We start from the raw sequence: 14,912 nt of genomic DNA, 5'->3' as shown, positions 1-14,912 counted from the left end.
TTCTGGTCTTCCGGGATCTGGCTGGGCACAGGCCGGTGGCCGCCGGACCCCCTCCGTGTCCCGGGGGAGGTCCGGCGGCCGTCAGCGGCTTACTTGCTGAAGTCGGGGACGAGCTTCTCGATCCCGAGTTCGGCGGTGCTCAGGCCCTTGTCCAGGGATTCCTTGCCACCGGCGATCTTGGTCAGCTCGGTGCCGACCGGGCCCCACAGGGAGGAGTACTCGGCGAGCGCCGGGCGCGGCTGGGCGGAGGAGAGGACGGCCTGGTAGCCGGCGATGCCCGGGTCGGCCTTGACCTCGGCGGTGTAGGCGTCGGAGCGGGTCGGCAGGGTGGAGTTCTTCAGGGCGATCTCCGTCTGCGTCTTCGCGGAGGTCATGAAGGCGACGAACTTCTCGGCCGCGGCCTGGTGGGCCTTGTCGCTGCCGGCGTAGACCGAGAGGTTGTGGCCGCCGGTCGGGGCGCCCGCCTTGCCGGTGGAGCCGGCCGGGACGGTGGCGATGCCGAGGTTGGACTTGTCGCTGAACGCGGAGCCCTTGTAGAAGTTGGTGATCTCCCAGGGACCCTCGATGGTCATGGCCACCTTGCCGTTGACGAAGGCGTCCTGGCGGTGGGCGTAGGCGTCGGCGGTGACGTCCGCCTTGTGCAGGCCCTTGCCGGAGTAGAGGTCCAGCCAGGTCTGGTAGCCCTTCTTGGCCGCCGCCGAGGTGATGGTGATCTTCTTGGCGGAGGCGTCGACCATGTCGGTGCCCTCGCCGTAGAGGAAGGGCTGCGTGTAGTACGCGGCCTCGGGGCCCCAGTAGCCGGTGGTCCCGGCCTTGTCCTGGATCTTGGCGGCGTCGGCCTTGACCTCGTCCCAGCTGGTGGGGGCGGCGGTGATGCCGGCCTTCTTGAAGAGCGCCTTGTTGTATACGAGCGCGAGGGTGTCGGTGACCAGCGGGACGCCGTAGGTCTTGCCCTCGTACTGGGCCTGGGTGATCAGGCTGGACTGGAACTTGTCCTTGTCGGCGAGGGCGGCGGTGCCGTCCAGCGGCACGAAGTAGCCGGCCTTGGCGAAGGCGGGGGTCCAGCCGACCTCGGAGCGCAGCACGTCGGGGGCGCCCTTGCCGGACTGGGCGGCCGTGTCGAACTTGTTCTGCGCCTGGTCGAACTGGACGTCGACGTAGTTGACCTTGATGTCCTTGTTCGCGGCTTCGAACTCCTTGACCAAGGCCTTGTACGTCGGCGACTCGTTGGTGGCGTTGGAGGTGTCCCACCAGGTGATGGTGACCGGGCCGTCCGACTTGCTGTCGCTTCCGCTGCCGCCGCACGCCGTCGCCGTGAGGGCGAGGGACGCCACCAGCGCGGAGGCCGCTATGCCACGCCGCATGAGTTCTCCTTGAGGGTTAAGCCCGAGTGATGCGGGGGCGGTCCCGTCCACCGTCCCGCTGTCGTGCCGACTGCGCCGTTGCTGCGGCGGCCGGGCGTCAGGGAACGTAACAGCGATGTAAGCCTTGCGAAAGACCTTGCAGCAAAAAAGTGCAAGGGATCTCCGAAGTTATCCGGGCGTGACCTGTCGGCGACCGCCGTGAGACGCTTGTTTACGGGGGTAGAGCGCTACGGCGGCCACTTGTGCAAGACTCTGCAAGCTCTTGCCGTCATGTTTCAGTAGGGAGTGCGATGACGCAGCAGCCCACAGCGGGCCGCCCCCCAGGCCGCATCAGGCGCTCGATCGGTGTGCAAGGGGACATACGGCCGGTACAGTCCAGTGCCGTGACCACACGGCTTGCCGACATCGCAGCGCAGGCGGGGGTGAGCGAGGCGACGGTGAGCCGGGTCCTGAACGGGAAGCCGGGCGTCGCCGCCACCACCCGCCAGTCCGTGCTCGCCGCCCTGGACGTCCTCGGCTACGAGCGTCCGGTCCGGCTGCGGCAGCGCAGCGAGGGCCTGGTGGGCCTGATCACGCCGGAGCTGGAGAACCCGATATTCCCGGCCCTCGCGCAGGTCATCGGGCAGGCGCTGACCCGGCAGGGCTACACCCCCGTGCTCGCCACCCAGACCCCGGGCGGGTCCACGGAGGACGAGCTGACCGAGATGCTGGTGGACCGCGGGGTCGCCGGCATCATCTACGTCTCGGGCCTTCACGCGGACACCACCGCCGACATGCAGCGCTACGAGCGGCTGCGGGCGCAGGGCGTGCCGTACGTCCTGGTGGACGGTTTCTCGCCGAAGGTGCAGGCGCCGTTCATCTCACCCGACGACCGCGCGGCGATGACGCTGGCCGTCACCCACCTCGTCTCCCTCGGCCACACGCGTGTCGGGCTCGCTCTCGGCCCGAAGCGGTTCGTGCCCGTGCAGCGCAAGATCGAGGGGTTCGTGCGGGCGATGCAGGACCAGCTGGGCCTGCCGGCGGACACCATCGAGTCCGACCTCGTCCAGCACTCCCTCTACACCCTGGAGGGCGGCCAGGCGGCCACCACGGCGCTCATCGACCGGGGCTGCACGGCGATAGTGTGCGCGAGCGACATGATGGCGCTCGGCGCGATACGGGCGGTACGGCAGCGCGGCCTCGACGTCCCCCGGGACGTGTCCGTCGTCGGCTTCGACGACTCCCCCCTCATCGCGTTCACCGACCCGCCGCTCACCACGATCCGCAAGCCGGTGCCGGCGATGGGCCAGGCCGCGGTGCGCACCCTGCTGGAGGAGATCGGCGGTACCCCGGCTCCGCACAGCGAGTTCGTTTTCATGCCGGAATTGGTGGTACGCGGTTCCACGGCGGCAGTACCTGGGAAGTAGTCGCCACGCCGTAGAACATGCACCGTGAACCCAACCTTGGGATGATCTGTCGACAACGTCTTTTCTGGCAGACTCTGTGCCTATGAGTGACTCGACCGTGACAGAGCCGGAAGGTCGCGCACAACAGACCCTTCCGCGGACCGTCACGGGCGAGGGAGAACAGGGGTTCCTGGGTCGGCTGCGGACGCCGCGGCGGCCCCGGCTCTGGTTCGAGATCCTGCTGATCGCGGTGAGTTACTGGACCTACTCGCTGATCCGCAACGCGGTCCCGGAGCAGAAGGCGCAGGCGCTGCGCAACGCCGGCTGGATCTGGAAGGCCGAGCAGCGGCTGGGGGTCGCCGTCGAGGCCTCGGTCAACCATGCCGTGAACTCGGTGAATTGGCTGATCGTCGGCATGAACTACTACTACGCGACGCTGCACTTCGTGGTGACGCTGGGCGTCCTGGTGTGGCTCTACCGCAGCCACCCCGGCCGGTACGCGGCGGCCCGCCTCGCCCTCTTCGCGACGACCGGCGTGGCCCTTCTCGGCTACTACCTGTTCCCGCTCGCCCCGCCCCGTCTGATGAACGGCGGCCGCTTCGTCGACACGGTGACGGTCCACCACACCTGGGGCTCGATGGCCTCCGGCGACCTCAAGCACATGTCCAACCAGTACGCCGCGATGCCGTCCATGCACATCGGCTGGTCCCTGTGGTGCGGCCTGACGGTCTTCGCCCTCGCCTCGGTCCCCTGGGCCCGCCTCCTCGGCCTCCTCTACCCCACCGCCACCCTCCTCGTCATCGTCGCCACCGCCAACCACTTCTGGCTCGACGCGGTGGGCGGCGCCCTCTGCCTCACCTTCGGCTTCACAGCGGTACGCCTGTGGTACGGCGCCCTCCCGTACACCCTGCCCCGGCAGCCGACGGGGGTGACCTTGCTGCGGAGCCCCGCGGGCGGCTGAGACGGGGGCCTGCGGGCGGCTGGCCGGGGCGCCTGGGTCCGGGACGCATGGCCGGTTCGGCACCGCCGACCTCCACGGCTGTGGCTGAGCGCCGCTGCGGCGGAGAGGAGAGCGCCGTCGGCTCAAGAACGACCGACACATCACAAGCGGCCTCGACTCAGGACCGCCTCCGGATCAGAACCGCCTCCGGCCCAGCGCTGCTGCCGCCCGAAGCCACCTCCAGCCCGGCGCTACTGTCGGCGCAGAGCGACTACCAGCCCCCTCCACCCGCCGCAACGGCGCCCAGCCACGACGGCGGAACCCGGCGATGCCCGGCCCCACTCAACCCAGCCAAGCCTCACCACCCCCGCCTCAGAAACCCCGCCGCCCCCCCTTCCCCCGCCGCGACGGTGCTCAGACACGACGGTGGAACCCGGCGGTGCCGAAACGCCCTCAGCCCGCTGGCGGCTCACTCTCCCCGGTGCACGACGTGCCCCCCGGTCACCGTCAGTCGTACGGGTGCCTCGGCGAGTTCGTCCGCCGGGACCACCACCGGGTCCAGGGCGAACGCCGTCAGGTCGGCGCGGTGGCCCGGGGTGATGCGGCCTGCCGTCGGCGCCTCGCCTGCCGCTCGGGCCGCGTGGGTGGTGCAGCCCTCCAGGGCCTCGAGGCCGGTGAGGCCCGGGGCGCCGGACGCGGCGCCGCGGGGGGCGCGGGCCGTGGCCAGGACGGCGCGGACGTCGTAGTGGGCGATGGGCCAGTCCGAGCCGAGGGTGACCGTCGCGCCCGCGTCGCGGAGGTCGCGCAGGCGCCAGGCGTGGGCGGCGCGGTCGGTGCCGAGGCGGCGCGACCACTCGTCGGTGCCGTCGGCCCGGGTGTACGCCGTGTGCGGCGGCTGCATCGACGCGGCCACCCCCAGCTCGGCGAACCGCGGCAGCAGCGCGTCCGGCGCCGTCTCGATGTGCTCGACGCGGTGCCGGCCGGCCGCGCCCGGCCCCAGCCCCGCCACCACGTCCAGGACATGCCGTACCGCCGCGTCCCCGATCGCGTGCGTGGCCGTGCGCACCCCGGCCGCGTGCAGGTGCCGTACGGCGGCGGCGTAGGCGTCCGGGTCGGGCCAGAACGCCGCCGTGCCCTGCCCGTGGCAGTCCGCGTGCTCCAGCCAGGCGGTGCCGCCCTCCACGGTCCCGTCCATGAAGAACTTGACCCCGTCGACCGTCCAGTGCCGGCCGCCCCGCCCCTGGGCCGCGACCAGTTCCGCCAGCCCGGCCTCGTCGACCCCCGGCATGCACCAGGGCGCGAAGCGCAGCCGCAGGGGCAGCACGGTCTCCTCGGCCACCGCCGCGACCAGCTCCGGGTCCCCCGCGTCCATGACGTGCGCCCCGGTCAGCCCGGTGGCCGCCATCGCGGCGAGCAGTTCGACCAGGCGGGCCCGGCGGGCGGCGTACGAGGGGCGGGGCATCGCCCGCTCGACCAGCTGCATCGCCGCGTGCTCCACGAGGTGCCCGGTGGGGCGGCCGGCGGGGTCGCAGACGACCTCCGACCGCTGGGAGAAGGCCCGCGCGCCCGTGACCCCCGCCGCGGCCAGTGCCGCGCCGGAGGCGAGGGCGGAGTGGCCGTCGTAGAGGCGGAGGAAGGCGGGCGCGCCGCCGAGCACGTCCTCGACGAGCGCGCGGTCGACGGGCCGGCCCTCGAACGCGTTGTGGTCGAGACCGAACCCGATCACCCAGCCGTCGGTCCGTTCGGCCCCGGCCAGCGCCGCCCGCAGGCCCGCCAGGTCGCTCACGCCCGACAGGTCGGCGCCGGTCGCCATGTCCAGGCCCCACACCGGGTGACTGTGCGCGTCCACCAGGCCGGGCACCAGGTGCGCGCCGTCCAGCGCCACGACCTCGGTGCCGGGCCCCCGCCAGTCGCGTACGTCCCGCTCGTCGCCGACGGCGGCGATCACCCCGTCGCGCACGGCGACGGCGGTGGCGTGCGGCCGGGCGGGGTCGAGGGTGCGGACCTCGGCACCGGTCAGGATCAGGTCGGGGTGGGCGGTCGACACGCGGTGAACTCCTTCTTGCGTACGGTCATTCGGTCGGCTCGGACGCGAAGTCCGCGTACACCGCGGGCCGTTCGCGGCGCAGCCACCACGCGAGGCCGAGGCCCGCGACGAAGACGGCCGGGGCGATGACGATCAGCAGGGTGTTGACCGTGCTGGACGCCCCGGTGAACAGGTCGATGTGGGTGATGACGAGGCCTATGGCGGTGGCGAGGAGTACCGCGGCGACGGTCGGGGCGACCACGGTGCGCAGGGTGCCCTCCTCGTGCCGTACCCGCCGGAAGTAGCAGGGCACCGCGATCGCGGCGAGCAGCTGGAGCGCGAACAGGCCGATCATTCCCGGGGTGTTGACCCACAGCAGCAGCTGGTCGTACGGGTCCGCGCCCGCCGCCCAGAAGGCGAGCACGACCGCGAAGCCGAGGACGGTCTGGGCGGTGCCTGCCAGGTACGGGGAGCGGTGGCGCGGGTGGATCCTGCCCAGGGACCTGGGCAGCACCCCCTCCTCGGCGAGGGCGAGGACGTAGCGGTTGATCGCGTTGTGGAAGGCGAGGAGGGAGGCGATGATGCTGGTCACGATGAAGACGTGCATCAGGTCGGCCGCCCAGCCGCCCACGTAGCCGGTGATGGCGGTGAAGAAGAGCCCGCCGGGGTCCTTGGCGGCGGCCGCGACGACGTCCTGGTCGCCGAAGGCCTGGATGATGATCCACACCATGAAGGCGTAGAAGAGGCCGAGGAAGGCGACGGCCACGTAGGTGGCGCGCGGGACCGTGCGGTTCGGGTCGCGGGCCTCGCGGCGGTAGATGACGGTCGACTCGAAGCCGGTGAAGGCGGCGAAGGCGAAGGCCAGGACGACGGCCGTGCCGGAGACGAACACGTGGTGCGGGGCGAAGGAGGCGCCGGACAGGCCGTGCGCGCCGCCCTTCACCAGTACGCCGCCGGCGAGCAGGACGAGGATGCCGGTCTCGGCGACCAGCAGCACGCCGAGCAGCTTGGCGCCGAACTCGATGGAGCGGTAGCCGCCGTAGCCGATGAGGAGGAGGCCGGCCAGGGCGATCGGCAGCCAGGGGACGTCGACGCCGAAGAGGGCCTTCGCGGTGTCCCGCCCTGCGCTGCCGAGCAGGCCGTAGACGCCGATCTCCATGCCGTTGTAGCCGACGAGGGCGAGCAGGGCCGCGCCGATGCCGACGGGGCGGCCGAGGCCGCGGGTGATGTACGCGTAGAAGGCGCCGCCGCTCCTGACGTGCCGGCTCATGGTGGTGAAGCCGACGGCGAAGACGGCGAGGGTGATGCCGGCGATGAGGTAGCCGGCGGGGGCGCCGATGCCGCCGAGCAGGACGGCGAGGGGGGCGACGCCGGCCATCACGGTGAGCGGGGCGGCGGCGGAGATGACGAAGAAGGCGATGTCGGCGGTGCCGAGCGAGCCGGAGCGGAGCGTGGCCACGGCGGGTGGCGTGCTCTCCTCGCGAGCGGTGACGGACATGGGGAGGGAGCCCTTCGAGCGCGACGGACGGGAGGGTTCCGGGCGTGCGGGATGACCGGCGCTACCAGGGCAGGAGCTGCCCCGGACCCGTAAATCTAAAGCCTTTCGGTTTTGGCAATGTAGCCTCCTCCTGGACATCCGGGAAGACCCGTTTCACACCTCCGGGGGAGAACAGACCCATGGGACGGCCGCGCACCCCGCTCCTCGACCGGGAGCGGATCACCACGACCGCGCTGCAACTCGTGGACGAGCAGGGCGACTTCAGCGTCCCGCAGATCGCGAAGCGGCTCGGCACCCAGGCCGGTTCCCTGTATCACCATGTGGACGGCCGGGACGGCATCGTCGAGCTGCTGCGCGAACGGGTCGCGGCCGCGATCGACCCTGCGACCCTCGACCTGTCCCCCTGGGACACCGCGGTGGAGTCCTGGGCCCGCTCCTACCGGGCCGCGTTCGCCGCCCACCCGCGGGCGATCCCGCTCCTGATGACCTCGCCGGTGCGGGCGCCCCGGGTCCTGGAGCAGTACGAGCGCGCGGTCACGGTGCTGCTGACGGCGGGCTTCGCCGCGGCGGACGTGATGCCCCTGCTGATCGCCCTGGAGAACCTGGTGCTCGGCTCGGCGCTGGACCTCGCGGCCCCGGAGACGATGTGGGAGCTGACCGACCGGACCCCGACCCCGCACCTGGCCCAGGCCCTGGCGGCGGTGGGGGACGGCAGGGCGGACCGCGCGTTCGAGGTGGGCCTGACGGGTCTCATGAACCACGCCCGGATCCTGCTCCGGCAGATGCCCTAGCAGACCGCACGTATCGCGGGCGTATCGAAAAACGCATACGCCGCCGCAACGCACCTCCGGGTCCCATGGACGGCGTGAACCGAAACGCGATCTTCCTCGGCCTGGCGGCCGTCGGCGTGACGGGCGCCGCGTTCGTCCTGCGTCGGCCGCTCCTGATGTCCGCCCCGAGGTGCATGGCCGGGCAGTGGCACGGCTGCCTCGACACGTTCAACGGCGTGGTGCTCATGACGCTGGTCACGCTGCCGCTCGCCGCGCTGGTGGCATGGGCGCTGGCGCACCGCCGCCGTGCCGCCGGTCACGGGTCGGCGTGGCGGACGTCGCTGGCCGAGGTGGGCATGGTGCACGGCACGGTGCCGTTCGTGTGGCTGACCATGATGCCGGGCGGGCCGGCCACCGCCCCGGCCCGGGTGAGCCTCGTACCGCTGCGGGACCTGGTCACCATGGGAACGCTCGGGATCGTCGGCAACCTGCTGGTCTTCGCCTCGCTGGGGTTCTTCGCCCCGATGCGGTTCGCGGCGCTGGCCTCCGCGCCGCGGATCCTGGCGCTCGGGGCGGGCTGTTCGGCGCTGGTGGAGACCGCGCAGTACGTGTTCCGCCTGGACCGGGTGTCCTCCGTGGACGACGTCCTGGTCAACGCCGTCGGTGCCCTGCTGGCCGGGCTGGCGTCGCGCCCCTGGTGGCGTACGGCGATACCGGCGCGGCCGGACCGGCCGAGCGGCGCGCTGACGCCGACGAGCTGAGTCACCCGCCGCGGCCCGTGTCCCGTCCTGCCTACGCTGGGTACACCGTGAACAGACGCCCGAACCTCAGCGCCCGCCTGAAGCTCACCCTCAGCTACGCCGGCTTCCTCCTCGTCGCCGGCGTTCTCCTGCTGGCCGTGATGTGGGTGTTCGTGCTGCGCTGGGTGCCGGACGACGACGTCAGGTCCATCCAGAAGAGGTTCGGCGCCGTGATCATCGTCGGGCCCAAGCGCTCCGACCTCCTGAACGGCTTCGCCCCCGCCGCGGCCACCGCACTGGCCTTCCTGCTCCTCTTCGGCCTGCTGGGCGGCTGGATCCTCGCGGGCCGGATGCTGGCGCCCCTCACCCGGATCGCGGCCGCGGCCCGGATGGCGTCGGGCGGATCGCTCTCGCACCGGATTCGCATGACGGGCCCCAGGGACGAGTTCCGGGAACTCGCCGACGTGTTCGACACCATGCTCGAACGACTGGAGTCCCACGTCGGCGAACAGCAGCGGTTCGCCGCGAACGCCTCGCACGAGCTGCGCACCCCGCTGGCCGTCTCCCGCGCGCTCCTCGACGCCGCCCGCGCCGACCCCACGCGGGACCGGGACGAGCTCGTCGAACGCCTGCGCACCGTCAACACGCGGGCGATCGACCTCACCGAGGCCCTCCTGCTGCTCAGCCGCGCCGACGGCGGGCGCTTCGGCCGCGAGCCCGTCGACCTCTCCCTTCTCGCCGAGGAGGCCGCCGAGACGCTGCTCCCCCTCGCCGAGAAGCGCGGGATCGCGCTCGACGTCACCGGCGAGCCGGCCCACACGGTCGGCTCGGCCGCGCTCCTCCTGCGGATGGTGGCGAACCTCGTCCAGAACGCCGTCGTCCACAACCTCCCCGCCGGCGGCACCGTGACGGTGCACACCGAACGGCGGCACGGCACGAGCGTGCTGCGGGTCGAGAACACGGGCCGTCCGCTGCCGCCGGACCTGGTGCCGACCCTCACCGAACCCTTCCAGCGCGGCACGGAACGCGTCCGCACCGACGAGCACGCCGGTGCCGGCCTCGGGCTGGCCATCGTGCACAGCGTCGTCCGGGCGCACGACGGCACCCTCGACCTGGCGCCGCGCCCGGCCGGCGGCCTCCTCGTCACCGTCCGGCTGCCCGGCTCCGGCTCGGCGGCCGCCGAGCCCCGTCAGGCGCCGTAGAAGAGCTCCTCCACGACGGCCCGCGCCCTGCGCGTGGTCCGCCGGTACGCGTCGAGCATGTCCCCGGCGTGCCCGTCCCCGTACCCCAGGTACCGCCCCACGGCAGCGAGTTCGCGGCTCTCGGTGGGGAAGGTGTCGCCGGCCCGCCCGCGCACCAGCATCACGGCGTTGCGCACCCGTGTCGCCAGCACCCAGGCCTCGTCGAGTATCGCGGCCTCCTCGGTCCCCAGCAGGTCCGCCGCGCGGGCCGCGGCCAGTGCCTGCCGGGTCCGCGTGGTGCGCAGCCCCGGCTCGGCCCAGCCGTGCCGCAGCTGGAGCAGCTGCACCGTCCACTCCACGTCGGAGAGGCCGCCCGGCCCGAGCTTGGTGTGCAGCTTCGGGTCGGCGCCCCGCGGCAGCCGCTCGGACTCCATCCGGGCCTTCAGCCGCCTGATCTCGCGCACCGCGTCCTCGCCGAGCCCCTCCGCCGGGTACCTGAGCGGGTCGACCAGCTCGATGAACCGGCGCCCCAGATCCTCGTCCCCGGCGACCGGTTCGGCGCGCAGCAGGGCCTGCGACTCCCACACCAGCGACCAGCGGCGGTAGTACGCCTCGTAGGACTTGAGGGTGCGAACCAGCGGCCCGGACTTGCCCTCGGGGCGCAGGTCCGCGTCGATGAGCAGCGGCGGGTCGGCGCTGGGGATCTGCAGGAGCCGGCGCATCTCGGCGACGACCTTGTTGGCCGCGTCGGCGGCCTCGCGCTCGGCCACGCCCTCCCGCGGCTCGTGCACGAACAGGACGTCGGCGTCGGAGCCGTAGCCCAGTTCGTGGCCGCCGAACCGGCCCATGCCGATCATGACGAACCGGGTCGGCAGGGTGTCCCCCCAGCCGTCCCTGACCACCGCGCGCAGGGTTCCCGCGAGCGTCGCGGCCGTCAGGTCGGAGACGGCGCCGCCGACCCGGTCGACGAGGGCGCCCTGGTCGGCCTCGACGGGCTTGGTGTCGGTGCCGTAGGAGTCCACGATGTCGGCGGCGGCCGTCCGGAACAGCTCGCGGCGGCGCACGCCACGGGCCGCCCGCACCCCGTCCTCGGCGTTGTCGGCGCGGCCGGCGGCGGCGAGGATCTCCTGCTCCAGCTGGGCGCGGCCGCGCGGCTCCAGGCCGCCCCCGTCGCCGTCGCCGAGCAGGGCCACCGCCTCCGGGGCGCGCATCAGCAGGTCGGGGGCGAGGCGGCCGGCGGACAGCACGCGGGCGAGGTTCTCGGCGGCGGCCCCCTCGTCCCTGAGCAGCCGCAGGTACCAGGGGGTCTTGCCGAGGGCGTCGGAGACCTTGCGGAAGTTCAGCAGGCCCGCGTCCGGGTCGGCGGAGTCGGCGAACCAGCCGAGCAGGACGGGCAGCAGGGTGCGCTGGATGGCGGACTTGCGGGTGACGCCGGAGGCGAGGGCCTCCAGGTGGCGCAGGGCGGCGGCGGGGTCGGCGTAGCCGAGCGCCTCGAGGCGCTCCCGGGCGGCTTCCGCGCTCAGCCGGGTTTCGCCGGGGGCGAGTTGGGCGACGGCGTCGAGCAGCGGGCGGTAGAAGAGCTTCTCGTGCAGCCGCCGTACGACGCCGGTGTGCTGCTTCCACTCTCGGATCAGCTCGGTCACCGGCTCGGTGCGCAGGCCGAGCGAGCGGCCGAGGCGGCGCAGGTCGGCCTCGTCCTCGGGGACCAGGTGGGTGCGGCGCAGCCGGTAGAGCTGGATGCGGTGCTCCATGGAGCGCAGGAAGCGGTAGGCGTCGTCGAGCTGGACGGCGTCGGCGCGGCCCACGTAGCCGCCGGCGGCGAGGGCCTGGAGGGCGTCGAGGGTGGTGCCGGAGCGCAGCGTGGCGTCGGTGCGGCCGTGCACCAGCTGGAGGAGCTGCACGGCGAACTCGACGTCCCTGAGGCCGCCGGGGCCGAGCTTCAGCTCGCGGTCGACCTCGGCGGCGGGGATGTTCTCGACGACCCTGCGCCGCATCTTCTGCACGTCGGCGACGAAGTTGTCGCGCTCGGCGGCCTTCCAGACCATGGGTCCGAGCGCGGCGACGTACTCCTGCCCGAGGTCGGCGTCGCCGGCGACCGGGCGGGCCTTGAGCAGGGCCTGGAACTCCCAGGTCTTGGCCCAGCGCTGGTAGTAGGCGAGGTGGCTGCTGAGGGTGCGCACGAGGGGGCCGTTGCGGCCCTCGGGGCGGAGGTTGGCGTCGACGGGCCAGATCGACCCCTCCACGGTGGTCTCGGAGCAGATCCGCATCATGTGCGAGGCGAGCCTGGTGGCGGACCGCAGCGCCTTGGCCTCGTCGGCGCCTTCCGCGGCCTCGCCGACGAAGATGACGTCGACGTCGGAGACGTAGTTCAGCTCGTGGCCGCCGCACTTGCCCATGGCGATCACCGCGAGCCGGCAGGCGGCGGCGTCCTCGGGCGCGGCGGCCTCGGCGAGGGCGAGGGCGGCGCGCAGGGTGGCGGTGGCGAGGTCGGCGAGCTCGGCGGCGGTCTGGGCGACGTCCGTCGTGCCGCACACGTCCCTGGCGGCGATGGACAGCAGGCAGCGCCGGTAGGCGACGCGCAGGGCCACCGGATCGGCGGCCTCGGCGAGCCCGCGTTCGAACTCCGCGACGCCCGGGTGCAGGTCGCGGGGCTCGTAGGTGACCAGGACCTCCCAGTCGCGCGGGTGCCGGGCGAGGTGGTCGGCGAGGGCGGCGGAGGCCCCGAGGACGCCGAGCAGGCGGTCCCGCAGCGGCTTGGCCGCTATCAGGGTGTCGAGCAGCTCCCGGCGGGCGGTGGGGCCTGGCTGGGCCTCCAGGAGCCGTACCAGGCCGTGCAGGGCGAGGTCGGGGTCGGCGGTGGCGCCGAGGGCCTCGAGGAGCACCGGGTCGTCGCGTACGGCGGCCAGCTCGACGCTGTCCAGCAGCCGCTCGGCGGCCGAGGCATCGGTGAAGCCGTGCCGCAGCAGTCGCGTGAAGGTACTGCTCCTGCGCCCCGGCGTCATGTGCGGCCTCCCCTTGGGATCACGATCATGCTGGCCAGACGAGCCTAGCCGGATCGGCCGCGGCCGGCTTCGGCCGCGCGGTCGGTGGGACACGGCGGCCGCCCGGCGGACGGGGTGCTGCGCTGCTGCGGCAGCCGGGCCGTGAGCAGGTCCGCCATCGTCCGTGCCGCCCGTACGGCGCTGTCCGCGCAGCAGTTGTTGAACAGGACGTGGACCTCTTCGGCCTGCTCGGCAAGGGCCCGCACGCGCGGCAGCCACTCCGTGAGCTCGGGGACGGTGTAGGTGTGGCGGAAGCGGTCCTCCTTGGTGCCGGTGCCCCAGTGGGGGCTGCGTCCGTGGAAGCGGACGACCGCCAGCCGGGGGGTGGTGACCTGGGCCGTCGGAGGGAGGGAGCCGGGCAGGCCCGGGGCCGTGTCCACGGCCACGGCGGTGGCGTCCAGGTCCCGCAGGAACGCCGTCGTACGCTCGCCGCGCCACCAGGCGGGGTCGCGGAACTCCACCGCGAAGGGCCAGTCACGGGCGCGCTCCCGGGCGGCCCGCACGAACGCCTCCGCGTCGGGTCCGGGAGTCAGGGAGGGCGGATACTGGAAGAGGAGGGTGCCCAGGCGGCCGGATCGTCGCAGGGGGTCGACGGCCTCGGCGTAGCGGGCCCAGACCTCCGCGCGCAGGCCTTCGTCACGGGGGCGGCCGCGCAGGTCGGCGGGGAGCGCGGCCGGGCGGGTCGGGTGGCCGGTGAGGAGGGAGAACGCCTTGACGTCGAAGCGGAAGCCGGCCGGGGTGCGGTCCGCCCACAGCCGGGTGGTGCGGGCGGACGGGAGGGCGTAGTAGGGGGAGTCGGCCTCGGCTACGGGGAATTGGCCGGCGTAGTGCCGCAGCCGGCCTTCCGGATCGCGCCGGCCGGGCGGGTACCAGCCGCTCGCCACCAGGGCGCGGTCGGTCCAGCCACAGGTGCCCACGAGGATGCGTGCCATGGGGGCGCAAGTACCCGGCGTTCACCGGCTCTTCACCCCCGGGGTCGGATTCCGTGAGCCATGGGAGTCTTGGCGTGTGCATGCTCTGTCCGCACCGCCAGTCCTTCTTCTCCGTCCTCTCCCCCGGAGGTTGATGTGTCCGGCAGTTCCGCACGTTCCGGGATGCTGCGCCGTGCTCGTACGGCGATGGCGTCCGCCACCGCCTTCACCGCGGCCGCGGTCGGCCTGTGGACCGGGCTCGGCGGCGCGTCCGCGCACGCCGCGAGTGCCGTACCGACCCCGGACCACGTGATCGTCGTGGTCTTCGAGAACCACGCCTACAGCCAGGTCATCGGCTCCTCCAGCGCCCCGTACATCAACTCGCTGGCCACCGGCGGCGCCAACCTGACCCAGATGTACGCCGAGACCCACCCGAGCCAGCCCAACTACTTCGCCCTGTTCTCCGGCTCCACCCAGGGCATCACCGACGACAGCTGCTACACCCCCGGCTTCTCCTCGGCGGCGAACCTGGCCTCCGAGCAGCTCGCGGCCGGCCGCACCTGGGCCAGCTACAACGAGAGCCTGCCCAGCCAGGGTTCGACCACGTGCAGCAGCGGCAACTACGCGCGCAAGCACAACCCGTGGTTCGGCTTCAGCAACGTGCCGACCTCGACCGCGAAGACGTTCGCCCAGTTCCCGACCGACTACTCCACCCTCCCCCAGCTGTCCTTCGTGACCCCCAACCTGTGCAGCGACATGCACGACTGCTCGGTGTCCACCGGCGACACCTGGCTGAAGAACAACCTGGGCGCGTACGCCACCTGGGCGAAGACCCACAACAGCCTCCTCGTCGTCACCATGGACGAGGACAACCGCCTGGCGGGCAACCGGATCCCGACCGTCCTGTACGGCCAGCCGGTCGCCGCGGGCTCGTCCTCGGCCACCACGTACGACCACTACGACCTGCTGCGCACCCTGGAGGACAGCCAGGGCCTGAGCGCGCACGCGGGCAACGCGGCGTCCTCGTCCGACATCACCGGGATCTGGGCGTCCTGA

The 14,912-nt window shown here is 72.9% G+C and carries 11 protein-coding genes; 6 read left to right on the top strand and 5 right to left on the bottom strand.

Annotated features, from left to right (window positions below):
- Positions 1–89 precede the first annotated feature (89 nt).
- Positions 90–1,364, bottom strand: coding sequence for an extracellular solute-binding protein (locus ACFY0K_RS07885; RefSeq protein WP_390639102.1), 1,275 nt, complete (start codon positions 1,362–1,364; stop codon positions 90–92).
- A gap of 383 nt (positions 1,365–1,747) precedes the next feature.
- On the opposite strand from ACFY0K_RS07885, the gene ACFY0K_RS07880 reads away from it, so the two are divergent.
- Both ACFY0K_RS07880 and ACFY0K_RS07875 read left to right on the top strand, forming a co-directional pair.
- A complete protein-coding gene (locus ACFY0K_RS07880) occupies positions 1,748–2,770 on the top strand; it encodes a LacI family DNA-binding transcriptional regulator (protein WP_351954608.1) in 1,023 nt (340 codons plus the stop codon).
- A gap of 82 nt (positions 2,771–2,852) precedes the next feature.
- Entirely contained in the window at positions 2,853–3,710 is an 858-nt protein-coding gene (locus ACFY0K_RS07875) for a phosphatase PAP2 family protein (RefSeq protein ID WP_390639101.1), read from the top strand.
- A 448-nt stretch (positions 3,711–4,158) separates the two neighbouring features.
- On the opposite strand, the gene ACFY0K_RS07870 is transcribed toward ACFY0K_RS07875, so the two are convergent.
- Both ACFY0K_RS07870 and ACFY0K_RS07865 read right to left on the bottom strand, forming a co-directional pair.
- Positions 4,159–5,736: an amidohydrolase gene (locus ACFY0K_RS07870; protein ID WP_390639100.1), complete on the bottom strand. Its 1,578-nt coding sequence runs from the start codon at positions 5,734–5,736 to the stop codon at positions 4,159–4,161.
- 25 nt (positions 5,737–5,761) lie between these two features.
- Positions 5,762–7,213, bottom strand: a complete 1,452-nt coding sequence (locus ACFY0K_RS07865) for an APC family permease (protein WP_390639099.1) — start codon at positions 7,211–7,213, stop codon at positions 5,762–5,764.
- A 179-nt stretch (positions 7,214–7,392) separates the two neighbouring features.
- Between ACFY0K_RS07865 and ACFY0K_RS07860 the strand changes: the two genes are divergently transcribed.
- From ACFY0K_RS07860 to ACFY0K_RS07850, 3 genes are all read left to right on the top strand, one after another.
- Positions 7,393–8,004, top strand: coding sequence for a TetR/AcrR family transcriptional regulator (locus ACFY0K_RS07860; protein ID WP_390639098.1), 612 nt, complete (start codon positions 7,393–7,395; stop codon positions 8,002–8,004).
- Positions 8,005–8,069: 65 nt separating this feature from the next.
- The gene (locus ACFY0K_RS07855) at positions 8,070–8,744 is read left to right on the top strand and encodes a VanZ family protein (protein WP_390639097.1); all 675 of its coding nucleotides are present in this window, start codon (positions 8,070–8,072) and stop codon (positions 8,742–8,744) included.
- A 47-nt stretch (positions 8,745–8,791) separates the two neighbouring features.
- Positions 8,792–9,925, top strand: coding sequence for a sensor histidine kinase (locus ACFY0K_RS07850; protein ID WP_390639096.1), 1,134 nt, complete (start codon positions 8,792–8,794; stop codon positions 9,923–9,925).
- On the opposite strand, the gene ACFY0K_RS07845 is transcribed toward ACFY0K_RS07850, so the two are convergent.
- A complete protein-coding gene (locus tag ACFY0K_RS07845; RefSeq protein ID WP_390639095.1) occupies positions 9,913–12,906 on the bottom strand; it encodes a bifunctional [glutamine synthetase] adenylyltransferase/[glutamine synthetase]-adenylyl-L-tyrosine phosphorylase in 2,994 nt (997 codons plus the stop codon). The two genes, ACFY0K_RS07850 and ACFY0K_RS07845, sit on opposite strands and share 13 nt — an antisense overlap.
- A 44-nt stretch (positions 12,907–12,950) precedes the next feature.
- The gene (locus ACFY0K_RS07840) at positions 12,951–13,877 is read right to left on the bottom strand and encodes a DUF72 domain-containing protein (RefSeq protein WP_351954614.1); all 927 of its coding nucleotides are present in this window, start codon (positions 13,875–13,877) and stop codon (positions 12,951–12,953) included.
- 162 nt (positions 13,878–14,039) lie between these two features.
- Between ACFY0K_RS07840 and ACFY0K_RS07835 the strand changes: the two genes are divergently transcribed.
- Entirely contained in the window at positions 14,040–14,912 is an 873-nt protein-coding gene (locus ACFY0K_RS07835) for an alkaline phosphatase family protein (RefSeq protein WP_390639463.1), read from the top strand.

The sequence above is a fragment of the Streptomyces sp. NPDC001507 genome (assembly GCF_042894765.1).
GTDB lineage: Bacteria > Actinomycetota > Actinomycetes > Streptomycetales > Streptomycetaceae > Streptomyces.
Note: the sequence above shows the minus strand (reverse complement) of the source record. Positions and strands in the feature narration are given on the sequence as shown.

Excerpts from the sequence above, each read along its gene's own strand:
- ACFY0K_RS07885 (WP_390639102.1), bottom strand. The coding sequence starts at position 1,364 with ATGCGGCGTGGCATAGCGGCCTCCGCGCTGGTGGCGTCCCTCGCCCTC.
- ACFY0K_RS07875 (WP_390639101.1), top strand. The coding sequence starts at position 2,853 with ATGAGTGACTCGACCGTGACAGAGCCGGAAGGTCGCGCACAACAGACC.
- ACFY0K_RS07865 (WP_390639099.1), bottom strand. The coding sequence starts at position 7,213 with ATGTCCGTCACCGCTCGCGAGGAGAGCACGCCACCCGCCGTGGCCACG.
- ACFY0K_RS07860 (WP_390639098.1), top strand. The coding sequence starts at position 7,393 with ATGGGACGGCCGCGCACCCCGCTCCTCGACCGGGAGCGGATCACCACG.
- ACFY0K_RS07855 (WP_390639097.1), top strand. The coding sequence starts at position 8,070 with ATGGACGGCGTGAACCGAAACGCGATCTTCCTCGGCCTGGCGGCCGTC.
- ACFY0K_RS07845 (WP_390639095.1), bottom strand. The coding sequence starts at position 12,906 with ATGACGCCGGGGCGCAGGAGCAGTACCTTCACGCGACTGCTGCGGCAC.
- ACFY0K_RS07840 (WP_351954614.1), bottom strand. The coding sequence starts at position 13,877 with ATGGCACGCATCCTCGTGGGCACCTGTGGCTGGACCGACCGCGCCCTG.
- ACFY0K_RS07835 (WP_390639463.1), top strand. The coding sequence starts at position 14,040 with ATGCTGCGCCGTGCTCGTACGGCGATGGCGTCCGCCACCGCCTTCACC.